The organism is Pseudophaeobacter sp. C1-32P7 (assembly GCF_041008775.1).
GTDB classification, from domain to species: Bacteria; Pseudomonadota; Alphaproteobacteria; order Rhodobacterales; family Rhodobacteraceae; genus Phycobacter; species Phycobacter gallaeciensis_A.
In genome coordinates this window covers 126948-150815 of the sequence record NZ_JAXGFR010000008.1, presented here as the reverse complement: position 1 = coordinate 150815, position 23868 = coordinate 126948, and the positions used below count along the sequence as shown (strand labels likewise).

36 protein-coding genes and 1 tRNA gene are annotated in these 23868 nt (G+C 60.2%); 16 read left to right on the top strand and 21 right to left on the bottom strand.

The window, feature by feature from the left end:
• Positions 1 to 67: 67 nt before the first annotated feature.
• Together SM763_RS13395 and SM763_RS13390 are read right to left on the bottom strand one after the other, a co-directional pair.
• Positions 68 to 466 (bottom strand): HNH endonuclease signature motif containing protein, encoded by a 399-nt coding sequence (locus SM763_RS13395; RefSeq protein ID WP_368998818.1) that lies wholly within the window; start codon positions 464 to 466, stop codon positions 68 to 70.
• 40 nt (positions 467 to 506) lie between these two features.
• The gene (locus tag SM763_RS13390) at positions 507 to 860 is read right to left on the bottom strand and encodes a hypothetical protein (RefSeq protein WP_274835874.1); all 354 of its coding nucleotides are present in this window, start codon (positions 858 to 860) and stop codon (positions 507 to 509) included.
• A 293-nt stretch (positions 861 to 1153) separates the two neighbouring features.
• Between SM763_RS13390 and SM763_RS13385 the strand changes: the two genes are divergently transcribed.
• Entirely contained in the window at positions 1154 to 1846 is a 693-nt protein-coding gene (locus SM763_RS13385) for a hypothetical protein (protein WP_368998817.1), read from the top strand.
• Here SM763_RS13385 and SM763_RS13380 read toward each other — a convergent pair.
• From SM763_RS13380 to SM763_RS13340, 9 genes are all read right to left on the bottom strand, one after another.
• Positions 1765 to 2346 (bottom strand): hypothetical protein, encoded by a 582-nt coding sequence (locus SM763_RS13380; protein WP_368998816.1) that lies wholly within the window; start codon positions 2344 to 2346, stop codon positions 1765 to 1767. The genes SM763_RS13385 and SM763_RS13380 overlap by 82 nt on opposite strands.
• A 223-nt stretch (positions 2347 to 2569) precedes the next feature.
• A complete protein-coding gene (locus SM763_RS13375) occupies positions 2570 to 3181 on the bottom strand; it encodes a hypothetical protein (protein WP_368998815.1) in 612 nt (203 codons plus the stop codon).
• On the bottom strand, positions 3178 to 3825 hold the full coding sequence (locus SM763_RS13370; protein ID WP_368998814.1) for a hypothetical protein: 648 nt from the start codon (positions 3823 to 3825) through the stop codon (positions 3178 to 3180). Before SM763_RS13370 ends, SM763_RS13375 begins: the two co-directional genes overlap by 4 nt.
• Positions 3815 to 4321, bottom strand: a complete 507-nt coding sequence (locus SM763_RS13365; protein ID WP_274835879.1) for a hypothetical protein — start codon at positions 4319 to 4321, stop codon at positions 3815 to 3817. Before SM763_RS13365 ends, SM763_RS13370 begins: the two co-directional genes overlap by 11 nt.
• Positions 4314 to 4595: a hypothetical protein gene (locus SM763_RS13360; RefSeq protein WP_368998813.1), complete on the bottom strand. Its 282-nt coding sequence runs from the start codon at positions 4593 to 4595 to the stop codon at positions 4314 to 4316. The genes SM763_RS13365 and SM763_RS13360 overlap by 8 nt, the downstream gene beginning before the upstream one ends.
• Positions 4592 to 5065, bottom strand: a complete 474-nt coding sequence (locus SM763_RS13355; protein ID WP_368998812.1) for a hypothetical protein — start codon at positions 5063 to 5065, stop codon at positions 4592 to 4594. Before SM763_RS13355 ends, SM763_RS13360 begins: the two co-directional genes overlap by 4 nt.
• Positions 5058 to 5645 carry a hypothetical protein gene (locus SM763_RS13350; protein WP_274835882.1) on the bottom strand — a complete coding sequence of 196 codons (588 nt, stop codon included), beginning with the start codon at positions 5643 to 5645 and terminating at the stop codon, positions 5058 to 5060. Before SM763_RS13350 ends, SM763_RS13355 begins: the two co-directional genes overlap by 8 nt.
• Complete coding sequence (locus tag SM763_RS13345; protein ID WP_274835883.1) at positions 5642 to 5965, bottom strand: hypothetical protein; 324 nt, start codon at positions 5963 to 5965, stop codon at positions 5642 to 5644. Before SM763_RS13345 ends, SM763_RS13350 begins: the two co-directional genes overlap by 4 nt.
• A complete protein-coding gene (locus SM763_RS13340; protein WP_368998811.1) occupies positions 5962 to 6225 on the bottom strand; it encodes a helix-turn-helix domain-containing protein in 264 nt (87 codons plus the stop codon). Before SM763_RS13340 ends, SM763_RS13345 begins: the two co-directional genes overlap by 4 nt.
• 47 nt (positions 6226 to 6272) lie before the next feature.
• On the opposite strand from SM763_RS13340, the gene SM763_RS13335 reads away from it, so the two are divergent.
• The 15 genes from SM763_RS13335 (at position 6273) to SM763_RS13265 (ending at position 16386) form a co-directional block, all read left to right on the top strand.
• A complete protein-coding gene (locus tag SM763_RS13335) occupies positions 6273 to 6635 on the top strand; it encodes a helix-turn-helix domain-containing protein (RefSeq protein WP_274835885.1) in 363 nt (120 codons plus the stop codon).
• A gap of 121 nt (positions 6636 to 6756) precedes the next feature.
• A complete protein-coding gene (locus SM763_RS13330) occupies positions 6757 to 6981 on the top strand; it encodes a hypothetical protein (protein WP_274835886.1) in 225 nt (74 codons plus the stop codon).
• 346 nt (positions 6982 to 7327) lie between these two features.
• Entirely contained in the window at positions 7328 to 7609 is a 282-nt protein-coding gene (locus tag SM763_RS13325; protein WP_368998810.1) for a hypothetical protein, read from the top strand.
• Between the two features lie 240 nt (positions 7610 to 7849).
• Entirely contained in the window at positions 7850 to 8155 is a 306-nt protein-coding gene (locus SM763_RS13320) for a hypothetical protein (protein ID WP_368998809.1), read from the top strand.
• Positions 8156 to 8303: 148 nt separating this feature from the next.
• On the top strand, positions 8304 to 8579 hold the full coding sequence (locus tag SM763_RS13315; protein ID WP_274835889.1) for a hypothetical protein: 276 nt from the start codon (positions 8304 to 8306) through the stop codon (positions 8577 to 8579).
• A gap of 18 nt (positions 8580 to 8597) precedes the next feature.
• The gene (locus SM763_RS13310; protein WP_274835890.1) at positions 8598 to 9017 is read left to right on the top strand and encodes a YfdP family phage-associated protein; all 420 of its coding nucleotides are present in this window, start codon (positions 8598 to 8600) and stop codon (positions 9015 to 9017) included.
• A 46-nt stretch (positions 9018 to 9063) separates the two neighbouring features.
• On the top strand, positions 9064 to 10056 hold the full coding sequence (locus tag SM763_RS13305; RefSeq protein WP_368998808.1) for a DUF2303 family protein: 993 nt from the start codon (positions 9064 to 9066) through the stop codon (positions 10054 to 10056).
• A gap of 88 nt (positions 10057 to 10144) precedes the next feature.
• Positions 10145 to 10375, top strand: a complete 231-nt coding sequence (locus tag SM763_RS13300) for a hypothetical protein (protein WP_368998807.1) — start codon at positions 10145 to 10147, stop codon at positions 10373 to 10375.
• A gap of 13 nt (positions 10376 to 10388) precedes the next feature.
• Complete coding sequence (locus tag SM763_RS13295; RefSeq protein WP_368998806.1) at positions 10389 to 10688, top strand: hypothetical protein; 300 nt, start codon at positions 10389 to 10391, stop codon at positions 10686 to 10688.
• A 230-nt stretch (positions 10689 to 10918) separates the two neighbouring features.
• Positions 10919 to 12535 (top strand): DNA cytosine methyltransferase, encoded by a 1617-nt coding sequence (locus SM763_RS13290; protein ID WP_368998805.1) that lies wholly within the window; start codon positions 10919 to 10921, stop codon positions 12533 to 12535.
• Positions 12532 to 12792: a pyocin activator PrtN family protein gene (locus tag SM763_RS13285; protein ID WP_274866363.1), complete on the top strand. Its 261-nt coding sequence runs from the start codon at positions 12532 to 12534 to the stop codon at positions 12790 to 12792. Before SM763_RS13290 ends, SM763_RS13285 begins: the two co-directional genes overlap by 4 nt.
• A gap of 501 nt (positions 12793 to 13293) precedes the next feature.
• Positions 13294 to 13383, top strand: a tRNA-Ser gene (locus SM763_RS13280).
• 356 nt (positions 13384 to 13739) lie between these two features.
• Positions 13740 to 14570, top strand: a complete 831-nt coding sequence (locus tag SM763_RS13275; RefSeq protein WP_274837183.1) for an LOG family protein — start codon at positions 13740 to 13742, stop codon at positions 14568 to 14570.
• Between the two features lie 6 nt (positions 14571 to 14576).
• Positions 14577 to 15956 (top strand): MBL fold metallo-hydrolase RNA specificity domain-containing protein, encoded by a 1380-nt coding sequence (locus SM763_RS13270; RefSeq protein ID WP_368998804.1) that lies wholly within the window; start codon positions 14577 to 14579, stop codon positions 15954 to 15956.
• A gap of 70 nt (positions 15957 to 16026) precedes the next feature.
• Entirely contained in the window at positions 16027 to 16386 is a 360-nt protein-coding gene (locus SM763_RS13265) for a SpoIIAA family protein (RefSeq protein WP_065270492.1), read from the top strand.
• An 11-nt stretch (positions 16387 to 16397) separates the two neighbouring features.
• Here SM763_RS13265 and SM763_RS13260 read toward each other — a convergent pair whose 3' ends face one another.
• Genes SM763_RS13260 through SM763_RS13215 form a run of 10 tightly spaced genes read right to left on the bottom strand, consistent with a single transcriptional unit; the run spans position 16398 to position 23775 of the window.
• Positions 16398 to 17255 (bottom strand): F0F1 ATP synthase subunit gamma, encoded by an 858-nt coding sequence (locus tag SM763_RS13260; protein WP_165832657.1) that lies wholly within the window; start codon positions 17253 to 17255, stop codon positions 16398 to 16400.
• Entirely contained in the window at positions 17209 to 18753 is a 1545-nt protein-coding gene (locus SM763_RS13255; protein ID WP_065270494.1) for a F0F1 ATP synthase subunit alpha, read from the bottom strand. The genes SM763_RS13260 and SM763_RS13255 overlap by 47 nt, the downstream gene beginning before the upstream one ends.
• 3 nt (positions 18754 to 18756) lie before the next feature.
• On the bottom strand, positions 18757 to 19491 hold the full coding sequence (locus SM763_RS13250) for a F0F1 ATP synthase subunit delta (protein WP_368998803.1): 735 nt from the start codon (positions 19489 to 19491) through the stop codon (positions 18757 to 18759).
• A gap of 2 nt (positions 19492 to 19493) precedes the next feature.
• A complete protein-coding gene (locus SM763_RS13245) occupies positions 19494 to 19739 on the bottom strand; it encodes a F0F1 ATP synthase subunit C (RefSeq protein ID WP_065270496.1) in 246 nt (81 codons plus the stop codon).
• A gap of 13 nt (positions 19740 to 19752) precedes the next feature.
• Positions 19753 to 20421 carry a F0F1 ATP synthase subunit A gene (atpB, locus tag SM763_RS13240; RefSeq protein ID WP_368998802.1) on the bottom strand — a complete coding sequence of 223 codons (669 nt, stop codon included), beginning with the start codon at positions 20419 to 20421 and terminating at the stop codon, positions 19753 to 19755.
• Complete coding sequence (locus SM763_RS13235) at positions 20421 to 20708, bottom strand: N-ATPase subunit AtpR (protein ID WP_368998801.1); 288 nt, start codon at positions 20706 to 20708, stop codon at positions 20421 to 20423. Before SM763_RS13235 ends, atpB begins: the two co-directional genes overlap by 1 nt.
• A complete protein-coding gene (locus SM763_RS13230) occupies positions 20705 to 20992 on the bottom strand; it encodes an AtpZ/AtpI family protein (RefSeq protein ID WP_065270499.1) in 288 nt (95 codons plus the stop codon). Before SM763_RS13230 ends, SM763_RS13235 begins: the two co-directional genes overlap by 4 nt.
• Positions 20989 to 21447 (bottom strand): F0F1 ATP synthase subunit epsilon, encoded by a 459-nt coding sequence (locus SM763_RS13225; RefSeq protein WP_368998800.1) that lies wholly within the window; start codon positions 21445 to 21447, stop codon positions 20989 to 20991. The genes SM763_RS13230 and SM763_RS13225 overlap by 4 nt, the downstream gene beginning before the upstream one ends.
• Complete coding sequence (gene atpD / locus SM763_RS13220; RefSeq protein ID WP_274833439.1) at positions 21444 to 22898, bottom strand: F0F1 ATP synthase subunit beta; 1455 nt, start codon at positions 22896 to 22898, stop codon at positions 21444 to 21446. Before atpD ends, SM763_RS13225 begins: the two co-directional genes overlap by 4 nt.
• 1 nt (position 22899) lies before the next feature.
• Positions 22900 to 23775, bottom strand: a complete 876-nt coding sequence (locus tag SM763_RS13215) for a universal stress protein (RefSeq protein WP_133245339.1) — start codon at positions 23773 to 23775, stop codon at positions 22900 to 22902.
• Positions 23776 to 23868 lie beyond the last annotated feature (93 nt).

Genomic DNA, 23868 nt, shown 5'->3' with positions numbered 1-23868 from the left:
TTCTCCAAATTCGCGCTCGCGAACACAAAGGTTCCCCCGCCGGTTTAGGGCAGATTGGCCTTAGTTTTCAGATACCCCCCGGGGGGGGGGTGTGAAAGACTTCGCGCGCCGTCTTTCGACTATGGCAGCGATGGCAAAGCGCCTGCCAGTTCGACCGATCCCAGAACAATCTGCGATCGCCCTTATGCGGCTTAATGTGATCAACGTCCGTTGCCGGTTCGATCGCGCCCAGATCAGCGCAATCCTTGCAAAGCGGGTGCCTGCGCAGGAAAGCCTTTGCCGCAGCCTTCCACTTGGCCGAGGCATAGAGCCTGCGCCCGAGGATCGCCGCCTCCGAGGTCTGCGCCTTGGCCCGCCGATCCTTCAGCTTGGCCTGCCGCGCAGCCTCGTGTTCCTCGCAATGCGGCAGCCCAGGCAATGCGAATTCCTCGCAGCCCGAAGCCGCGCAGATCTTCAACCGCGCCACAGGGAAACCACCTCACGAAAGACCACCGCAAGAAACCCAGTCAGAATTCCAGCAGGCTTGCCGCCAGACCGTCGCCGCCTGTGAGGGTCACAGTGCCCTTGAGGTATGCCTTGATGGCATGGAGGCTGACTGCCTCGACTGCACCAGCTGCAATCGGGCCAATGACTATCCCCGCAGACACATCCACCGCGCCGACACCCGGAACATGCACACTTCCGCCGCCGTCGCCGTCGATCGTGACGGACACCGGACCTGCGGTCGGGTTCCGCAGAACCAGCACAGGACTGGTAGCGTCAGCTTCTTTGTAGGTCAGCGTATCGCTGGCACCCAAAACAGTTTCGGTCACCGCCTTGGAGCCGAACAGATCCATCTTCGTTGCTGTGATATTGGCCACGGCCATTTCCTTTCGAACTGAGAATTCCCCGCACCAACACGCCCCTGAAGAGAGGCGCGGAGAACATCGGACACGAGGGGAAAGCATGGTTAGAAACAGAAATGCGCCCGCCGGTTTCCCGTGGGCGCATTTCGTGATGATGCATATTCAGTGGCATGCCGATGAGGTAAGCGTCAAGCCCCTTTGTTGAACGCCTGAATTCCTCCCCCACGAACAGGCCCGGCCATAGCGTCCAAAACTCCACCCAAAGCAACGCGAACAGCCTTGACTGTCTCGCCATAGACAGACCACCCGTGGAACTGAAGGACATCCCGCAAGCTCTTGTCCTCGATACAAACCATATCAACCAGCCTACGGTTTGTGATCGAGACCCGCGATCCGCGTTTGGATGGACGAACCCGCCGAACCTCTATCGCGCAACCTGTGCCAACACGCCGCCGCAGCCTGTCAATCTCATCACGGTCCCGGAGAACCGCATCCATGAAGCCACCGCCCTGACCATCGCCACCAGACCGCAAGGCCTCGACCGAAGAACACCTGAGACCCGCGCACTGATGCCGCTCGACCAAATCACGGTAATGACGCGCCATCGAAACCTGACCAGGACTGAACGGGGGCGGCTTCCCCTTACTCGCAGCCTTGGCCGCCATCACATCGAACACATCCGCATTCCTGATGGCCGACCGGCCACGATAACCAACGGGTTGCGCCTCATAGCCATCAGAACCTACCGGACAAAGCTGCATCGGCGCGAATACCCTGAAGGCACCACGCGCGGGCGCATCCGGGATCGCGTCGCCGCACTGAACCGGAACCGCCCCGCGCGCCTTGATCGCGGCGATCCGCTCAGCCTCTTCCTGCAGTCGGGCGACACCGGACGGGCAAACGATCACAACCTGTTCAGTCACTGCGCACCCTCCGCTACCAGCCGAACAATACTCTTGCATTTCTCTGCAGCACGGGCACGGCCAGCCCGAAACACCTGATCATCATTGCTCAGACTACCACCACGACGCTCTACCTCCTCGATCTTGGCAATGCGCCGCCTAGCGTCCGACGCCCGTTCGCGGATCTGCCGCACGTCAAATTCTCTTGGCCAAACCCGGTTCCGACGCAGATGCATCAGCAGCTCCGGCCCGAAATCCTCGGCCATGGCCGCGCGCCCCAACTCCCCGCCAAACACCGCGCGAAACAACGGCGATGCATCATCTGCGGGCGCCTGTATGTCCGCTGCCCATTTCAGGATCTTGGCCGCGATCGGGAACCGATCTCTGTTTTTTCCGCCCGCCAGATTGCCAACCTGTTCGGCCAGCGCCTGCAGGTTCAACTCCGTCATATAGGCCAGCTTACCGCGCAGTTCCTCCTGCATCATTTCGAACTGCGCGACCGTCATTCCGGAAGGCTTGACCAGCCCCAGCCGCACCAATGTATCGATCAGATGCACCTGCACCCGCTTTTCACCCACTGCCTGCTCTTTCGTATCCATCTGCCTGCCTCTTCTAAGCCCCGCCCGACTTATCCACATCCACCTGCGCCAATTGCGGCGCGCCTGCGTTTATCTTTTCGTTATCTTTTTCTTTCCTATCTCCTTTCAGAACCGCGATTTCCGGAAGAAATCAGGCCGGGGAACTTCCAAAATCCTCCAAAACTTTCCTGAAACTTTCCGTGGGCTTTCCGTTTTCTTCCGGCGGAAGAATTTCGGAAGATATTTATTCCTGCATCGACAGGGCGGTGAGCGCCTCTTTTACGCGGGTGACGGTGCAACTGCCGCCGGGATACTCCGCCTCGATCCATTCACTGATCCGCTCGACCATCGACTGGCTTTCGGCAAACCGGGCACCGCCTGGAATATCCCCCAGGCTCTTGCGGATGCTGGCAAAACGCTTTCGCAGCCGCTCATTGGCATTGGCTGCAGCGTTCCGCTTCTTTGAGGTGACGGCCTTCAGCGCCAGCTCCAGAACAACCCGATGGTGAAGCCTCTGAACACCATCACACAGGCACAGGGACCAGCCATGCAACGGCCCGACCTCGCGCCCACACAGGCCGTCAAAGACCTCCTGCGAAACGCCAACCAGTTTGGCCAGCAGCTTTGGATTGGTCGGCAGCGTCCCCACCGGCGACTGGGTCTGGGACAAAAATACCAGGTCCAGAAAGACAGAGCGGACCTCAAGATCCGCCAGCAGCCGCGTGTCACTGGTGAGCCACCGCTGATAGTGGAACTCGACGAAATAGTGACTCTCAAGCCGCTCGCCCGCCTCGATCGGGTATTCCGGCAGGCCGCCGACATCCACCGGCTGCAGGTGATTGGCTGTTGCGCTCATTTCGCCCTCGCCATGACACGCGGGCCAACGGCCTTTTCAACCTTGGCCAACCGTTCAGCCAGGCCGCGCGCCTGCTCTGTCAGCGCGCCCAACTTTCCGATCGCCGCATTTTGCTCCATCATTTGAGCGCGCGCAGCGGTCAAAAAGCTGACGATTTCAGCAGCTAGCGCCTCGCATTCCTCATTGCCGCCTGATGGGCCGAAGAAGCCTTCGCGGATTTCAGCCACCCAGCCCGGCATAACGCCAAGAACATCTGCCACGGTTTCATCTGTCTCAGTGCCTTTGTAGCGTCCAGCATCGGGATCATAGGATACTTCCAGCAAGCCCATGATTTCGCGGCGCTGCTCGCGCGTCGGCTGACGCACCCCCGGCTTGGGCGGTGGCGGCGTCGTGGCTTTCTTGGCCGCCACCTGTCTGGATCCGGTCTTTGCCATGCTTCCTGCCTTTCTTTTCCGCTCGCAGGCCGGGCAGTGAAGTGTCCCCTTCACCATCGCCCAGCCCATTTGTTGAACTTTTTTGGAGGCCCGACCTGAATCACCAGCCAGACAGGCAAACACCTCGTCCCGCCCGCACTCATCACAGATCGCCCTCATGCAAGGATGGCCCCTGCGGCCCTGGCTGCTGCTGACATCCTCAAATGCCATCACCGCCCCCTGTCAGACCGGGCTGCCGCTGATGGGCAAGGCGCATCGCAGCAGCCAGAATGCGTTGTTTTGCGCTCTTTCGGTTCAGCCGGTAGGCTTTCGAAACGTACTCAGGACAAAAACCCAGATCGATGCTGGCCGCCCGCAAGGACGGCCACCGCAGCCCACCAACGGAAAAAGGCTTGGAACAATGCAGCGGCGAGATCCGCTTGCGCCGCACCCTGTCCGGATCCCCTGAGGCCAAAGCTGCATAGATCGCACTGCGACCCACCCCGAAATGACGCGCTGCCGCCGCCGCGTTTTTGAAATCTCTACCGCGGATTCTTACCGGCATTTCGGGAATGCCCTTACGATCCAAGCCAACGCCATCCAGCCGCCCTTTGCGCAACGCCTTCAGGACCGTGTTTCGCCCGACACCAAGCGCAGCAGCCGCAGTTTTTGCGTCCGGATAAGTGACGCCCCGGATCGTGATATCCTGATATTTTGGCTTAGCCATCCTCGCCCCCTTCGGGCGGCAGCCCCGCTTCCAGCTCATCAATCCGATGCGCCAGGCGGCGCAACTGCGTTCCCATGCCGCGCTGGACAAACCCTGTGAACAGCGGGCGCTGCATCTTTGGGTCTGCCGCCTCGCCTGCAAAAAGGGCGAATGTCTTGCCATGATCCGGGTGGTCGCAGACCTCGAACCGAATATGAGCCACCTGGAAAGGCTCCCGCCGGTAGGTCGTCGGGTTGGGATGGCGGGCGCGGGTTTTGGGGCTGTGCGCGCTCATACCCGTACCCCAATCACATAAACAGGCCGGTTCGCAGTCAGCGCCGATTCTGCAATCTGGTGGACCTCACGCGATATTTCGCACCCACAGATCGGGGGAATAACGACAGCGTCCGCAGGCTTCAGATACATCCGCGTCATGCGCCGCCAGCGGGCAGTATTGTTTGCCGGGCTGACCGAGGCGCGCCCGGTTTCCAACAACGTTTCGACATCAACAGCAGGTGACACAGTCACCAGATCCGGCAGCAGCTGCGCGCGCCATTCGGCGGCCTCCTGCGCCACCAGGGCGCGCCCCGTGGTCAGCTCTGCATATGGCACCGCCAAAAAAGCAACCTGCCCCCGCGCCCGGCGGATCAACTCTTCAACGGACAGGCCAAAGAACAGCAGGCCCGACCCTGCGTAATCAACGCCCAGATCATCCCAGTCAGGCGGCCCGGAATAGTCCCGAACGGGGTACTTCAATTCACCCATGACACACCCCCGGAAAAAGGCGTGCAGCCACACCAGCAGCCGCGCGCAAGGTTCTCAACAGAGAGGTAACGGGGGCCACCATATGCAGGCGCGCCTGCCCCCGGTCGGCGCTGGCGCGGGTGGCGAACCCACTGCCTGCGGTGTTCTTCTCGTACCGGGCCGCCTTGCATCTTGCCGCAGCGACATCCATGATCGCCAAGATATTAACGATAAATTTCAATGGAGACGTTTCATGAAACGGCTTGCCAGCTTCATCGCCATGGCCCTCCTGGTTTCGGCCTGCGCGATGCCCGTCGCAAAAAGCTCCCAAAGAATTCCAGTCACAAAAAAAGAAACTCAGATCTTCCAGCAAACCATCAAAAGCCAGCTCAAGGATCCTTTCTCGGTCCAGTTCAGGAACTTCCGCCATGAGCGCGTCACATACTCTGACGGGCGGACAAAAGATGTCTTCTGCGGGGACTACAACGCCAAGAACAGTTTTGGCGCATATACGGGCTTCAAGACGGTTGCCGGGACAATAGTTGGCCCACATTTTCGGATCATGAGCGTTGGTTACTGCGGATAGATCAGCCCGTTTCATGCCGCCCTCGCCAGTTCTGTGCCGAAAAACGCCGGAGCCTCGGGATCAGTCAGCATGACCAGTAAAGCAATATGGCTGGTGGGGGCCGTAACTGCCCCCCACCAGTTCAATGCGGTCTGGAAGCTCACATCACAGAACAGCGCTACCTCACGTGGGGTGTTGAACCGCTCACGGAAATAGGCAGACCATAGATCTGCCGCGTTGGATTTCAGCGCAAAAGGCTCAAACCTATTTGACCAAGAGGTTTGAGCCGACCCCGCGATAGGGTCAGCGCATGACACATCATTGTTCACAATCAAGGTCAGCCGGGGACGCGTCATGCGGCATCCTCCGTATGCGGATCACAGGGCGTATCATCGGGCGGCGGATTGTCGGCCATGTATTTGCGAAGACGATCCACGGTGCGCAGTGTCGGACTACCCGTGCCACTTTCCCATTTCGCCCAAGTGCCGCCGCCCCCGACACCAACCCTCTGGATGACGGTCGAGGGGGCGACCCCATACTGCTCCGCATAGGCGCGGACTTCTTCCATGAACTGTTCCATGCTCGACAGGTAGTAGTTTTTGTCTATCTCAGTCAACAAACTTTACGAGCGAAGTCGTATTATTCTACCGATAGAATGCCCTCATGAGTGAGCCAGAAATCATTGAACCCTTCCTGATCCGCCTCAAACAGCGGATTGACAGCGACCCCGAACTCACTGCCGCCGGACTGTCCGTGAAGGCAGGCTTGAGCAATGCAGCAATTCGCCACTGGATAAACGGCGACAGCAAAAGCCCCACCCTAGAATCCGCCCGAAAGGTCTGCGCCGCCCTGGGGACGACGCTGGAGGAATTCATGAGCGAGGCAACAAACCCCGTAGAGCAAGAGATCGCACACCTAGCACTTCAGCTACCCGACCACCTGCTGAAAGAGCTTTTAGGCTACGGACGAGGTCTTGCCGCCGCTGCAAATCTTCCTCAGCCAGAATCCGACGAAGAAAATGAATAAGTTCAATATCAGTCAATTTATGTCCTCCTGCTCCACCCAGGAGGAATAAAAACACCGCAAATTTGATCCGCAACATGCAGGAACCATCATTTCAGCACCAATAAATACAAGAGGAAACTAAATGCCTACCGTGCACGTAAGATCAATCGAATGCATCGACGATAACGGCAACACCTTCTGGATCGAAGAATATCAAGACATTCGCGAACACAGACCGCTGTCAGGGAAGGCCAGCAAGATCAAGGGAATGAAGTCCCTAGCACTTCGCGACGGAAGCCCAGTCAATTTCATTGACGAGAACACCTTTGAAGTTCTCAAATACGATCGGATCGTCCGCAAAGTCTAACCGGCTCGCCCAGCTTCACCTCCACCACTTCCCAAAGTAGGCTGTTGAATTGGGTATTCAGCCAGGCACCTACCGCCAATCTCCCACGCTCGGCTAAATAGTAAAACCGCCACTCATCGAACGGCAGCAACTGAAGTCCTGCGTCTGGAGTGGACACCCGGTCCACCCCAGACTTCACACACACATCTCTGGCAGACACTTCATTCGCCATTCAATTTCTCCCTTCTATCAGCCCCCCCAAACACGGGGGCTTTTGATTCGCGTTACGTAGTCTTTTTTGTCTATTCTGCATTGACATAGTAGTTTTTGTCTATACTTTGACCTTCATCAACCGATGGAGGATTGAATGCAAGTCAAATCAAACGCAGTGATCCGTGGCGCCCTTGGCGTTGTCGCATCACCCGAGGATCACATTGACGATCCTAGCCTGTTCACCGCTGCCTGGGGCGCCATGCTGGCCGCCCGTGGCAAGGGGTTCGACCCCAGCCGCCTGCAATCGCGTCACCTGATCGACCGCCCCGCGCCTGCGCCGGAACCGATCGACCAGACCCTTGATCGCGTGGGCCGGAAGGTCCGCGACATTGCAGAGGCCAAAGGCTACCCGCGTCGCAACTGCCATGCAGCCTGACCATCTGGCCCGCATCACCCTGCCCCATATCGCAGCCAAACCGGCGCCACACGGCAGGACACACCCACGGGCACCACCACACCCCAGATAGCCGGATAGCGGCGCGTGATTTTTGGAGGATTACACGCGCCGCTTTTTCTTGAGGTTTCGCGCCCTTGCGCAGGGGCGCGAAATGGCGCGGGCGGGTCAATCCTCCTCCAAACACATCCTGCCCGCGCCGCTTTTCACGAGGATCAGTTCATGCCCACCGAAGCCGCAAGATTTGCCCAGACCATTAGCCAGCTGACAGGCCGGGAACGCCGCGATGCTGTTGCCTGCGCCGTGATCGAAACCGGCGGTCTGTACCCATACCCCATGCCACGCCGCGCCCTTATGGAAATCCAGCTGCATGACGTAAACGCCAGCGGAATGGGCGAGGATCAGGCGATCGACAACTGGATCGCCGCCGCCCTGAAACCCGCGATCCGCGCCACAGATGGCCGCCCTGACTGCCCCTACAACGGCCAGGGCATGGCGCCAGACACGATCAGGACAGCCACGGCCTGACACAAGGCCGGGCCGAGCAGGGGTCGGGGATCGCAGAGGCAGCGCCCCGGCCCACCAGACACCCCGGGGGCGCGGCACTTCCCCAAAAAGCCCTCACTCACGGTAAACCGCGCCGCGCCCCATAAAAAACCACAAACCGGAAAATCAAATGGGACAAGAACAGCGCACACCTTTCTGCAATTTGCCCGCGCCGCAACAGGCCGGCATGCTGTGCAACGACCCGCAGTTCCGCCGATTTGCCGCCGTGCGCAGCGGCTTCCCAAATACCGAGTTCACCACCGCCGCTGCCGCCGAGTACCTGCGCCAATGCTGCCAGATCGGCAGCCGCCGCGACCTCGCCACCAACCCCACCGCCCGCGACCGGTTCAACATCCTTCGCACCGAGTTCGATGGATGGGCAGGCCGCATCCCAACCCCACGATAAGGAAAGGAACCTGACGTGATGACCGCCAAACTCCCCACCGCCACACCCGCACCGGAACCCCGTGACCCTTACAAAATGCGCAGCGTTGAACAGATCCTGTCCCTGTTTGATGGCGGCGCCTTTCTGAAGCAGCTGCTGGCAGATCACCGTCAGCTGCAGTGCGATCTGCTGGACCACAAGGCCGAACACGGCACCAAGGGCTGCAGCGGCACCATGACGATCACCGTCAACTATGCCCTTGGCAATTCCGGCGACGTGGCCATGGGCGCAACTGCCACTTTCAAGGGACCGAAAAAGCCGCCCTCCAGCGCCGCCGCCTTCATCAACGACCAGGGCGAACTGACCCTCTACAGCCCCATGATGAAACAGATGCACCAGCCGGTGCGCGATCTGCCCGATCACGACCCGGAAACCGGTGAAATCCGCGACGTGGATTAAGCCTACCAGCCACCCCTTTTCACCCTGAAGCAGAAGAGAACCCAAAATGTCATATGACGACCCCGAAGTGATGCAGAACCCCGCCGAGACCATGCGCGACGTCATGGAAAAAATCGGCATCCATGATCCCGTCGAACTGGCGGATAATCTGGATTTGACCAAGCCGCAGATGGTTGCCGTTCCCCAGCACCGTGACATCAAGAACCTGACCAGCGATGTGCGCGCTGCAGCAGAGTACCTGAAACCTGCCCGTCGCAAGGGCACCGCACAGATCGAAGACCTGCAAAGCCTCATCGACTGGTCGAACCGGTTTTCCGGCGACACCTCGGCGCTGTTCGCAAAGCCCGATATGGCCGCCCCCCGGCTGACCTGCATTGCCGACTATCACGCCAAAGGCCCCGCCGATCCCTTCAACGTCAAAGGCGATCCCTCGGCCCGCCACTGCCACCACAAGGCGGTTTACAGCTTCCCGCTGTCTGACGAATGGAAGGCATGGATGGGCATTTCAGGCAAGGCGCTGGACAAGGATGAAATGGGCGAGTTCATCGAAGCCAACGCCAAGGACATTCTGGACCCAACCCCGGCCATTATTAACGGCAATGTCAAAGACACAAATCAGGGCTGGGAGAACCGGCTGATTACCACCGCCCAGCAGATTGAAGGGAAGTTCGGCCAGCTGCACCAGCTGCTGCAAATGTCCCGGCAGTTCCAGGTCTTTGAACAAAGCGATCTGTCCGTGACGACGAACCGCGACACCGGCGAGGCTCAGGTCAATTTCATCAACGAACACAAGGATGAAAAGGGCAAGCCTCTGAACATCCCGAACCTGATCATTATCGCCATCCCAGTGTTCCGCGGGGAAGCTCCCTACCGCATGGCTGTCCGGTTCCGTTACCGCAAGAGCGGCGCCACCGTGAAATTCATCATGACGCCCTACAACCCGGAAAAGAGCTTTGAAGACGCCTTCAAGATGGCGGTCGAGAAGGTTCGGGAAGGCACCGAATTGCCGCTGTTCTACGGCAGCCCCGAAACCACCTGATCCCACCCGGTTTCTTTTTGTGCCCCCTCATCGATCGAGGGGGCAGCGACGGAAACCACCCCCTAAAACCGCCTTGGAGGCGCTGACCATGTGCGATGACGAACCCCGTTTTCACCCGGACCACCTCGCAGACAACCTCGACATTCCTGACGACGCAGGCCCCAACGCCACAGCCCGGATCATCCGGGATGCAGGGAAACGGAGTGTTATGCAGGCGCAAATCGAAGAGCTGCGCGCCATGCTTTCGAGATCCATAGCCGAGGGCGCTGACCGTGAATGGCCGCGCACCGCCCAAACCTATCTGGATCAACCCAGCTAACCCCGGAGGCCCCATGACCGCCAAAACACCAGAGCAAGAGGCAGCCTATATGGCCGGTCGGCAGGACGGGCAGATTCTCTGCAATTTAGCGCTTGCTGGAACAAAGGTGAAAGCGCCTGACATTACGTCTCAACAGTACCAAGCACACCCGATTGACGACTGGCACGAAGACGATGGTCCGGTCGTTTGGTGGCGCTTCCCGGTCGATGAACCCGCTTGGATCGGGACGCCTAACGACAGCGATTGGCCGGGCTACCACACGCATTGGACGGCGCACCCGCCCTTGCCGAAGCCTCGCACCCCTGAATCCTAACCCCCAGGAGGCACACATGCCGCCAGCGTTTGGAATTTTCCGCCACATCGAAAGACGCCAAAGCAACCCGACGATCACCCACCGATCTGACTCCAGGATCACCGAAACGCGGACTGAATACCAAATTCTGGTCACACGCGTGGTGCTTCTCTGGGTCACGATCTGGAAGCACGAAACAGACTGGACCTGACCGGCCTAGCACCCCAAGAACCCGCCAGATTGGATCCCCCATGAACGCCCTTCTGCAACTCGATTTTCCTGATGCCAGCCCGATCGACGCCCGCCCGTTGATAATTGACAGCTTTGCCGGTGGCGGCGGCGCCAGCACCGGAATCGAAATGGCGCTGGGGTGCAGCCCGGATGTAGCGATCAACCACGATGCAGCCGCGCTGGCCATGCACGAGGCGAACCACCCCCAGACAATGCACCTGAACAGCAATGTATGGCACGTGGACCCCGCCGAGGTCTGCAAGGGCCGCCGCGTCGGCCTCGCCTGGTTTAGCCCCGACTGCAAGCACCACAGCAAGGCCAAGGGAGGCAAACCGGTTAAAAAGAACATCCGGGATCTGGCTTGGGTGGTTGTCCTCTGGGCCAAACGGGCGCGCCCGGACGTGATCGCGCTGGAGAACGTCGAAGAGTTCCGCCAATGGGGGCCACTGACACCAGAGAACCGCCCCTGTCCGGACCGGCGCGGCCAGACCTTCAAGCACTGGGTCAAGGAATTGAAGCGCCTCGGCTACAAGGTCGAATGGCGCGAATTACGGGCCTGCGACTATGGTGCCCCCACGATCCGCAAACGGCTGTTCCTGATCGCCCGCTGCGACGGCCGGCCAATAATCTGGCCGGAGCCGACACACGGCGCACCAGGCAGCGCCGAGGTGACAGCAGGACAGCGCAAGCCGTGGCGCACTGCAGCGGAAATCATCGACTGGTCCTTACCCTGCCCGTCGATTTTCGACACCAGCGAAGAAATCATGGCCAAGCATGGGCTGCGCGCCAAGCGCCCTCTTGTCGATGCAACACTACGCCGCGTGGCCCGGGGCGTGATGCGCTACGTGATCGAGGCGAAACAGCCGTTTCTGGTCACCTATGCTCAGCAAGGCGGCGGGATCCGTAGCGGGTTGGACCCGCTGCACACCGTCACAGCCAGCCCGAAAGATCAGAACACTCTGATCGTGCCTACACTGGTGCAAACCGGCTATGGAGAACGTCCCGGCCAAGCACCCCGGGTGCCCGGTCTGGATAAGCCTCTGGGCACTATAGTCGCGGGAGGCGGCAAGCATGCGCTGGTGGCGGCCTTCCTCGCCCAGCACAACGCCGGTGAGCGCATGAAGAACAACGCTGGGCGGTCAGCAACAGCACCGCTCAGCACCCTAACGACGCGCGGCACACAACAGCAGATCGTTGCTGCGCATCTGATGAATATGCACGGCAGCAGCCGAAGCGCCCGGGATATCCAGGCGCCACACCCATCGATATGCGCTGGTGGTCAGCATGGCACGCTCGTCGCAGCCTTCCTGCAGAAATACTACGGTCAAGGTCTCGGCCAGCGAGCCGATGAACCCCTGCACACTCTATCCACCCGTGACACCTTCGGCCTAGTCACGGTCGAAATCGACGGGACCACCTACGCGATCACAGATATCGGCATGCGGATGCTTACCCCGCGCGAACAGTTCCGCGCCCAGAGCTTCCCTGACAGCTATCAGATCGAAGAGGCGGGCGGGCGTATCCTCACCAAGACAGAGCAGACCCGCATGTGCGGCAACAGCGTTCCGCCGGTGATGGCCGCCGCGCTGATCCGCGCGAACTGTGCACACATGATCGAACAGGAGGCAGCAGCATGAACACCGCATTCCTTTTGATGGCTCAATACAATGGGCAAGCGATCATACCGGCAGACAAGGTGCGCGAAGACTACTTTTCACACCTGACCCTGCCGAAATTCTTGCGGAAGATCAGCGAGGGGCACCTAGCTCTGCCGATGGTTCGCATGGAGGCCAGCCAAAAATCGGCCAAGGGCATTCACCTGCAGGACTTAGCCGATTATCTCGATGCGCGCCGCGCAGAAGGCCAAAGAGAGTTCCAGAAAATGTATGGCTAGGCCTCTTTAGGAGGCAGCCTGAACAACACCCTGAACAACACCACCCAAGAAATACAAATACCGCATTGATATAAAACGTTATTTAATAGATCACCGTCCAGTCCATCATCGGCGCCACACTCAGACGCGCTGCTTGTTCCAGCTTGGTATTCACAGCCTTGGCTCCATCCTCAATCCGGCCTGCCTTCGGCGCAGGCCGGGATGCCCAGTCATACACGATTCGACAGGGCTGGGGTGTAGCACATTTCACCGGAGGCAACAGGGAGCCACGGGAAACCCACAGCGCCGTGAACGTCGCCCCCCTGCCCCAAACCAGAACCAAACCAGATTTCGCGGCGAATAACCGCCCCGAACAAGGCAGGAATTGCCCACTGCGAGCATTGCAGACAGGCCATCCTGAAGGACCTTAGAACCGGACATTTCGCCCCTCGAAAAACATTGGATTTTTTGCCGAAAATGGTCTTGCAATCCCCCCCGAAATACATCAGAAGTGCGCCTCACGGAGAGGTGGCCGAGTGGTCGAAGGCGCACGCCTGGAAAGTGTGTAGGCGGGAAACCGTCTCCAGGGTTCGAATCCCTGTCTCTCCGCCATACCCCCCTTAGATGCTCAATTTTCAGACCTGGTTGTGGCTGGATATCGTTGCCATTTCAGGCGACCATGTGGGCGTGGCCCAGCGCCGGGCGTCTACGTCTCCATGGCTAAAGGAGCGGTCACACGAACGCTCTACGCCATTGATCTTTGTCAACGTGCTGGACCTGTGGGCTGCGATAATGCCCCAGCGCCCGGCAGAGCGGGCGCCCTGCGGAGGCACAGGGTGAAACACAGATCGAAACAATCGCATAAGCCGGAGCCGGCGCACCCCGAGCGGCGGCAAACGGACCTGCCTTGGAAAACCCCGAAGCCCTCTCATGAAGATCCGGAGGCTCTGTCTCTGGTACAGGCGATCATGAGGTCACCAGAGTACAGGCGCGCGGACGAGGACATCGATTACCTGCAAAGTGAAGACACCCGCGGCGTCCGGCTGCAGTTAGACTATCTCAAGGCAGAGCAGCTCCTTGAACACCATCGGATCAAACACTCCATTGTGGTGTTCGGAAGCACCCGGATCCCGGAGCCGAAAGCCGCTCAGCGCAAGGTGGCAGAGCTAGAGGCGGTTCAGAACGGTCCTGCAGAGCACTGGCCTTCGGGCCTCGAACGCGATCTGAGGATCGCAAGGCGTCTACTGGACAAAAGCCACTATTACGAGGTTGCGCGTGAATTCGGACGCATCGTCGGGGCACAGGAGCAAACGAACGGCGACAAGCTGGCACTGGTTACGGGCGGTGGGCCAGGCCTGATGGAAGCCGCAAACCGCGGTGCGCATGATATGGACGCAACAACCGTGGGACTGAACATTACCCTGCCGCACGAGCAGTTCCCAAACCCCTATCTGACCCCCGGATTTTGCTTCCGGTTCCACTATTTCGCGATCAGAAAGCTGCATTTCCTGCTCCGGGCACGTGCCCTGGTGATCTTTCCCGGTGGCTATGGCACGCTTGATGAGTTCTTTGAGGCCCTCACCCTGATCCAGACCCGTAAGATCGCGCCGATGCCGCTGATCCTGGTCGGGGAAGACTACTGGCGCGGCGCCTTTGATCCCGAATTTTTGGTCGACGAGGGTGTCATCGCCCCCGAGGACCGGGACCTTTTCTGGTTCGCCGAAACGGCCGAGGAAATCTGGGAGGACATCCAACGTTGGTACGCCCGTGCCGGAAAATCCATCGTCGAACAGGAGTAATAGAGGATGCAGATTTCGTTTCACGGCGCCGCTGGTACTGTCACCGGGTCCTGCCATCTGGTGACGGTTGGCAACCTCAAGATCCTGGTGGATTGCGGCATGTTTCAGGGCGGCCACGAACTCAAGGAAGAGAATGTCGGCGACTTCGGCTTCGACCCTGCCTCTATCGACGTCCTGCTGCTTACCCATGCGCATCTGGATCATTGCGGACGCATTCCGCTGCTGGTGAACCGGGGCTTCCGGGGCGACATCATCTGCACTGCCGCAACCCGGGATCTGGCCCGGCTGGTCATCCTCGATTCCGCGCATCTTCACGAAGAAGAGGCGCGTCGGCGGCAACGGCACTCCGAGAAAGGGCACAAACATCAGCCGCTCTATGACACGCTCGACGCGGTCATGAGCTTTGACCACTTCAATCGCATCGCTGACTACGGCGTGCCCATCCACCTCGGGCACGACGCAAGCGCCATCTTCTATGAGGCGGGCCATATCCTTGGCTCGGCCAGCATCCTACTTAGCGTCACCGAGGACGGGCGCAATCGCCGCATCCTGTTCTCGGGCGATATCGGCCCATCGGACAGGCCGTTCCTGAGCAATGCTCAGCCGCCGGGTGATGCGGATATCATCGTGATGGAAACCACCTATGGCGATCGCGATCACCGCTCGCTTGAGGCCTCGGTGGATGAATTGCTCGAAGCCATCTCTGATACGCAGGCACGGGGCGGCAATGTCATCATTCCAACCTTTGCCCTGGAGCGGGCGCAGGAGCTGCTCTTCTTCATGAATGAAGGCACCAAACGGGATATCCTGCCACAGGATTTGAGGGTATTTCTCGACTCCCCAATGGCGATTTCAGCCACAAAGATCTTTCGCAACCATCCCGAGGCGATGACCCGCGAAATCGCGGAGCAGATCCGGTCGGGGCAAGATCCCTTTTCACTGCCCGAGTTGGAATTCACGCGTGAGACGGCAGAATCGATGCAGCTCAACCACATACACTCTGGCGCGGTGATCATGGCGGGGTCGGGCATGTGCACGGGGGGGCGCGTCCGGCAACACCTGAGGCACAACCTCGCCCACGAAGAATGCAGTGTTATTTTCGTCGGCTTCGCTGCCGAGGGCACGCTCGCGCGTATCATCATCGACGGCGCTCAGTCGGTGAAACTGTTCGGCGATCACATCCCGGTCCGGGCTCGCATCCACACGATCAACGGATTTTCCGCCCATGCAGGCAAAAAGGAACTGCGCGCCTGGCATGAAAAGAACCGCACGCCCGACATTACCTTCCTGATCCACGGGGAAGAAGACGCGCGAAAAACCTTTGCAAAGGGCCTTAAATCGGAGCGGATCGAGTTTCCGACCATGCACCAGAGTTTCGAAATCTGACGGCGCGTCGGGGGAAACGGCTTTCGGTGATACCCGCCACGCATAGGTAAACAGAAAGGACCGCAGGACGATGCTCAAAATCATGAACGAAAGCGAAGGGCCCGTCGTCGGTATACGGGCCTCCGGGCTTTTGCACGAAGAGGACTACACCACTTTGTTGCCCGAACTCGAAGCGCGTTTTGACACCTACGGCAAACTGCGCCTCCTGTTCTTCGCGGACAGCGGTTTTGAAGGGTGGGATATCAGGGCCGCCTGGGACGACATGTCTTTCGGGCTAAAGCATGCCTCGGATTTTGAACGTCTCGCCCTTGTCGGCGCGCCCGATTGGGTCGTCTGGTGCCTCAAGCTCAGCGCGTTCCTGATGAAGGGCGAGGTCAAGGTGTTCGATGGCGATGCGCTTGATGCCGCCTGGGCTTGGGTGCGGGCTTAACCCTGTGGGCGTTATTTGCCTTCGACCGCCTCGGAGCCAACGATGACATCGAGCATGTCCGATGTCGTCTGCTCCTGCAGGGCCTGCCGTTCCTCTCTGCGCAACTTGTCGAAACGGGAGTCGATATTGCGCGTCGCCGCATCCATGGTCAGCAGCCGCACATTGTTTTCACAGGCAAGGCTTTCCATCAATGCATGGGCGATCTTGGCAAAGAGATATTCCCCCGCGAGCCGGTCCAGCAGCTCTGGCGTGGGCAAATGGTGCAACGGCGGCGCAGCAGCGGCATTCTGCGGGGGATCTGCCGCGAGCGGCAGGACAGAGCGATGCACGACCGCGTAGGTGCCGCTTTTCTCATGCTGGGCAAAGACCACCCGCGCGTGTGTCGCCCCCATCAACCGGTTGGTCGCCCGCCGCGCAAGTTGCGTCACACCGCTCACTCGCGAAGTCATCGGCAGCGCAATCTCCGGCTGCATGTGCATCTCGCCCGCCAGGATCTGACCGCGCCGCCCGATCAGCACAAGCCTCTCTTCTGGCATGCGGATCTCTTGCACATGCTCCATGATGCGCGTGTTGAAGCCGCCCACGAATCCGTTTTCCGAGGTGATCACCAGCAGGACTGGCGCGCCAGTCTCGTCTGGTGTCTTGCGCCCGGGCAATTGGCTGAGGCTCGCGATCGCGCGGTCCACCGTGGCACAGAAAGCCTGTGTGCCGATCAGCGCATCCTGAGCTTCGCGTGCCCGCACAGCCGCCATGGATCGCATCGCCGTGACCAGAACGCCAAGCTGCCCGAGGCTTTCGAGCCGGGCCTCTATGCGGGCAAGTTCAACCACCTGACGCGCCCTCAGCGCGGTGGATGCGGTTGAACTCATCCGCGCAGGACCGCGCGAACTCACGCAGCGCATCGCGCGCCTCATCAGAAAGCGCATGCGTTTTGTCTATTTCGGCCACCACATTGGGGCGCTGGCTTGGCAGGCGCTGCGCCAGCATCTCCCGAAACTTGGGAATATCCGGCAGCGGCATCTCATCCAGCATGCCGTCGGATATGGCCAGCAGCAGGGCAACCTGCAGCGAAAGCGGCAAGGGCTGGTACTCGGGCTGCGCGAGGATCGCCCTTAACCGACGGCCATGAGCGATGGTTCTGGCAGTCTTGTCATCCACCATCGCACCAAAACGGGTGAAGATTTCCAGCTCAAGGTATTGCGCGTAGTCCAGCTTCAGCGATTGGGCGAGAGACTTGATCGCCTTGGCCTGCGTGGCGCCACCGACGCGACTGACACTCAATCCGACGTTCACCGCGGGCTTTTGCCCCTCATAGAACAGTTTCTGCCCCACGATGATCTGCCCATCGGTGATCGAGATCAGGTTGGTGGGAATATAGGCGGTCAGGTTCTCGGCCTGCGTTTCCGCAATCGGCAGGGCCGTCAGCGAGCCGCCACCAAGATCGGGCGCCAGTTTCGCAGCCCGTTCCAGCAAACGCGAATGCAGGTAGAAGACATCGCCGGGATAGGCCTCGCGCCCAGGGGGCTTGCGCAGCAGAAGCGACAATTGTCGGTAGACCATCGCATGTTTGGTCAGGTCGTCCATCACCAGCAGCGCATGCTGGCCCCGGTCGCGAAAATATTCGGCGATGCTACAGGCCGCAAAGGGGGTGATCCACTGCGCCCCGGGCGCGGCATCAGCGGCCCCCACAACGAAGATGCAGCGATCAATTGCCCCATGCGCGCGGATGGATTCGACCACGCGCGACACAGTCGAGCTTTTCTGCCCGATGGAGGCGTAGATGCAGACGACATCGGTGTCGCGCTGATTGATGATCGTATCGACCGCGATCGAGGTCTTACCCGTCTTCCGGTCCCCGATGATGAGCTGACGCTGCCCCCGCCCAAGGGGGATCATCGCGTCGACCACGGTCAGGCCAGTCAGCAAGGGTTCGGTGACAAGATCACGATCAACGATGCCAGGCGCAGGTTTTTCGATCGGATCATACCGCGCCGCGACCACCGGCGGCCCACCATCCAGAGGTTCTCCAAGCGGTGATATGATACGCCCCAGCAGCCCGTCGCCAACCGGAACCCGTGCGATGGTTCCAGTGTTGAAGACCCGGCTGCCTGCGGTGATTTCCTCGTAGGGCGACAACAGCACGCAGCCCAGGCTGTCTTCGGCGATGGTCATCGCCATTCCCATGCTGCCATCCTCAAAACGCAAAAGCTCATCAAGACGCGTCTGCCCCAATCCCGAAACATGCGCGACACCGTCCCCGATCTGCTCTACGCGTCCGACCTGCTCCAGTTCAGGCGCAAGGCGGGTCTGCTCCAGCCGGTCGCGGGCGCCGGAGATCCAATCAGAAAGCGGGGTTTCCAGAACCATGGCTCAGACCTCCAGCGCCTGCGCGGCGCGTTTCAGCCGGCCGGCCACGGAAAACCGCAGGGCGGCATGTGGGAAATGCAATTCCGCCCCGCCAAGGATCTCGGCCTTTTCAGTGAAAACCACGGCTACGTCCGCCCCGAAATACTTGGACAGGCAGGCATTCCAGGCCGCCTTCTCCTCATCCGAGAGGCCATGAGCCATCACCACGGTCATTGCAGCATCCTTAGCCTGCAGGTCGACCTTGAGCGTGTCGAGATCGCCCTGTGCCAGACCGTCAAGATGGGCCTGAACCTGCGCAAGCGTTTCCGGAACTGTACAGGGACCACGGAGCGCCACCCGCGCCAGATCTGTCGCAAGCGCCTCAATCTGATGTTTGAGCGATTGCAGCGCCTGATGTTTGTCCTCTTCAATTTTTGCACGCGCGTCTGTCAGCAGCTGCGCTGCCTCTTTGCGCGCCGCCTCAAGGCGTTTATCCCTTTCGGCCTCTAGGGATTTGTGAAAGGCGGCTTCCCGTTCCTGCCGCTCTGCAGCGAGCTGCGCAGTCTTGTCCTCATAGGTGCGCCGGACGGCCTGCGCTTCTTCCAGTTGGTCCTTGGCCGCATCGCTTGCGGCCTTGTCCGCCGCTTCACGCTCTTCGATGATCCTGCGGATCGGACGATAAAGGAACCGGCTGAGAAGCCAGATGACGATCAGGAAGTTGACCGTCTGAAGTCCCAGTGTCCACCAGTCGATCTGCATTCTCAGCCCACAAACGGATTGGCGTAAAGAAGCAGCAGCGCGATGACGAGACAGTAGATCGCCATGGTTTCGATCATGGCGAGGCCGACAAACAGCGTCCGCGATAATGTCGCGGCGGCCTCTGGTTGCCGGGAAATTGCCTCCATCGCCGCAGCGATGGCACGCCCCTCGCTATAGGCGGGCATGATCGCACCGAATGACACGGCGACTGCCGCTCCGATGACGCTGACATGTTCGATATAGTCCATGATTTCCCTTTCCTTATGTCTCGACCGCGCCGACAGCGGCAGCGATGTAGACGGCGGCGAGAACGGTGAAGATGTAGGCCTGGATTATCCCGATCAGGATCCCGAGCAGCAAAAACGGGACCGGAACCAGAAGGCCGGTCAGAAACACCACGATGGCCAGGACGAACTCGTGGCTCATCATGTTGCCGAACAGGCGGATCATCAGCGAAAAGGTTCGCGTCAGCTCCGACAGGATATTCAGCGGCAGAAGAAGCGGACTCGGCTCCAGATAGTGCCGCAGATATGGCCCCGTGCCGCGAATCTTCAGACCGTAGAAATGCACCGACAGGAAGACGATCAGCGCCAGCGCGGCGGGCGTCTCAATATGTCCGGTGGGCGGTGTGGCACCGGGCAGCACAGCCGCAAGATTGGCAAGGCAGAGGAACAGAAATAGTGACCCAAGCAGCGGCAGGAAGGGCCAGGGATCACGCCCGAGGATCTCGCGCAGCTGTTTCACGATGGCGAGCAGCACAACTTCGAGCGCCGCCTGAACAGGACCGGCATCATGGGCGGGTTTGCGCAAGGCGATGCGCAGGAACGCTGCCATGGCCAGCATCAACGCCCAGGTCGTGACCACGGCGCGGCTGATCGGCACCGGGCCGATGTGAAACAGGATATCGGGCAGCAGCGGGCTCGCGTCCATCAGCCCTGTCCTTTGACCCGCCGGATGGCGATCATGCGCGCCGCGATGAACCCCAGCAGCGTCAGGATCAGCGGCGCCGTGCCCTGCATGGCCGCCAATGCGAATGCCCCGGTCGCCAGCACCAGCCGCAGGACAACGAACACCGCCGCACGGCGCCATCCCGCATCAGCTTCGATTGCCGCAACCGTCCGCCCTAAAAGGACAAAATAGACAGCCCCCAGGACGAGGCCCCCAAGCAGCCAGGGAAGCAGGTTCAGGAATTGGCTCAACAAAAGGTATAATGTCATTTCTCATTCATCCTGTGCCATGCAAGGAAAAAGCCGAAACAGGCGCCCGCAAATGTCAGGGCGCCGCTGAAAGTAACACCGGTGCCCAGCTTACTATCAAGCCACCGGCCCAAAAAAACGCCGAGCAGCGTTGGCGCGACGATGAGCCAGCCCAGCGCGCCGATCATCGAAAGGTTCTTCCACAGGGGACGTTCGCCCTCCTCCTGCCATTTCTGGCGCCGGTCCTGGGTTGTGCGGATGACCTTCAGCATTTCATCGCGTTCGTTGTTGTCCGGATCACTCATGATCGCGCCTCCCCTGCCCCCGGGCTGGCCCCGGCGTCCAGTCGTGGCGTGGTCGTCTCCTTGCGCGCGCCCCGCAGCAACCGTTCGATCTGGCGCATCGTGGCCAGATGCAGGCGGTGTTCGGATTTGCGCGTCACATCTTCGTCGCTGTCCTCGCGCTGCAATTCCGCAATCGCGCTGGACCCGAGATCGGAAAGCTGATCCTCGCGCCAGGCGCCGCGGGCGGCGATGTCGATCCTGCTCCCGCCCTGCACCGTGAGGATGCCACCCCGGATGACAACCACTCCGGAACGCGTTTTGGTCCGCCAGCTGACAACCGAAATTGGCAGGACCGTCAGGAAATCCGCATGTCCGGGCTGGATGCCAAAAGCGCCGGTATCGTCGTTTGCACGGACCGAGACGATGTCATCGACCTCCTCGACAATCTCCGTAGGGGTGGCGACGACAAGTTTCATGTGCTCTGCCGCAACTTGGCTTGCGCCGCCCGGGCGTCTTCCAGCGTGCCCACCATATAAAGCGCGCTTTCGTCCCAATCGTCGGTCTCGCCGTCCAGAATGGCCTCGCATCCGGTCAGCGTGTCTTCAAGACTGACCGAGACCCCGGCCCGTCCGGTAAATTGTGAGGTCACGACAAACGGCTGCGTCATGAACCGGATCAGACGCCGCGCGCGCCCGACGGCCTGCCGGTCCGTCGCGCTCAGCTCGTCGATCCCGAGCAGCGAGATGATCTCCTGCAGTTCCCTGTACTGCTCGATCAGGCGCCGCACCCGCTCGGCAGTATCATAGTGGCGCTGACCGATAATCAGGGGATCGTGGAGCGATGAGCTTGAGGCGAGCGGATCAATCGCGGGATACAGACCTTCGCTGGCCATGTCCCGGCTGAGCACGATAGCACTGTCGAGATGGGTGAAGGTTTCCGCGACCGCCGGATCGGTGAAATCATCTGCCGGAACATAAACCGCCTGGATCGAGGTAACCGCTGCGCTGCGGACCGAGGCAATCCGTTCCTCCAGCTCTGCGATTTCCGTCGCCAGCGTTGGCTGATAGCCCACGCGCGACGGCAAACGCCCCAGCAGGCCCGAGACCTCTGAACCGGCCTGAACAAAGCGAAAAACATTGTCGATCAGGAACAAGACGTCCTGCGCCATTTCATCTCGGAAATACTCGGCAACGGTGAGGGCAGAGAGCGCCACGCGCCAGCGCGCACCGGGTGGCTCGTTCATCTGACCAAAGACCAGAACCGTTCTGTCGATCACGCCGGAGCGTTTGAGGTCGAGCCACAGCTCATGTCCCTCGCGGGACCGCTCCCCAACCCCGGCAAAGACCGATTGCCCCTTGTAACGGTCAGCGATGGAGCGGATCAGTTCCATGATCAGAACAGTCTTGCCAACCCCGGCGCCACCGAACATGGCGGCCTTTCCGCCGCGTGCAAGCGGGGCAAGAAGGTCGATCAGCTTGATCCCGCTCGAAAAAACCTCGGTGCCTGCATTCTGTACCGACAATAGCGGTGCGCGCCGGTGAATGCCGCGGCGTGGCGTGCTTTCGGGCAGGTCCGGCCCCTTGTCGATCGTCTCTCCGACCACGTTGATCATACGGCCCAACACCTGCTCTCCAACTGGCACAGTGATCGGGCTGCCGGTCGCCAGGACAGGCATTCCGCAAGCCAGCCCCGCCGTTTCATGAATGGCAACGCAGCGCACATGGGTCGGGTCGGCGTGTTGTTGTACCTCCAGCAGCAGTTTGCTCGGGCGGTCCCACTGTACCTCAAGCGCGCTATTGATCTCTGGCAAATCGCCCTCTGCAAAGCGCACCTCAATGACGGAGCCGTCAATGCGGGAGACGGCCCCATGCGCGCCTGTGCTGTCGCTTGGCGAGGGTGTCTGGATATCTGCTACGGTCTCGCTCATCTCAATGCATCATAAACAGAGAACGTTGGGCATGGTGTATCATATAGCGCGTGACCCCTCCGAAAATCGCCTCCCAGCTGCGGAAATGACCATATCCACCCATGACGATCAGCCCGCAGTGCAGATCGACTGCGGCTTCTGCCAGCACGGCACCGACGGGCTCGGCGCCCTTGCGGCGGGTCTCGACCGTGCAGGGAACACCGTGCCAGGCAAGATGGTCGCGGATACTGTCGCTGTTCGGCTGGTCCTCATGCGGGTCCGCCACGTGCACGAGAAATACCTCCTGCAACGGCAAACCACTGGCGAGCCAGGCCGAGATCGCCCGCACGCAGGCGCTGCTGCCATCCCAGGCAATCATGACGCGGGATATATCTACCTGCTGGCCGTCTTCCCCCGGCAGATAGAGCACCGGGCGCCCTGACCGCAACAAGGCAGCCTCCAGAACATTATCCGCCATCAGAGTGTATCTAGCGGTCTCAGGCGTAAAGATCGTCGCATCTGCGCGTCTGGCCAGGGGGGTGATCATCTCCTGCGGCTCCCCCTTGATCCGGTGCCATGCGCCGCTGGCAGTCGACGCGAGCGACGGTTTTTGCCGCAGCTCCAACCCGGCCTCCTTACGTAGCTTGGCAAACAACCGGCGCGACGCCTCGGCCGCGCTGCGCCCGTGATCTTCCATGCGGTCTCGGATGTCGGACAAAGGACCGTCCTGTTCGGTCGGCTCAATGCCTGTATAGATGAATGTCTCTTTCGGGTCCGGAAGCAGAAAGACCACGTCCAGATGGCAGGGCAGACGCTTGGCAAGGGTGATGGCCCGGCGCAGGCTTGACGGGTCATAGCGCCCCGGTGCAATCGGCATCACGATGTTCCGCATTGCCATGTTTTGTCCCTTTACCGACGCAGCCTTATCCCAAGAGACCACCAAAAAGCTGGGATCGCCTCCAATTCCCGACCGACGATAAAGCGGTCCTGC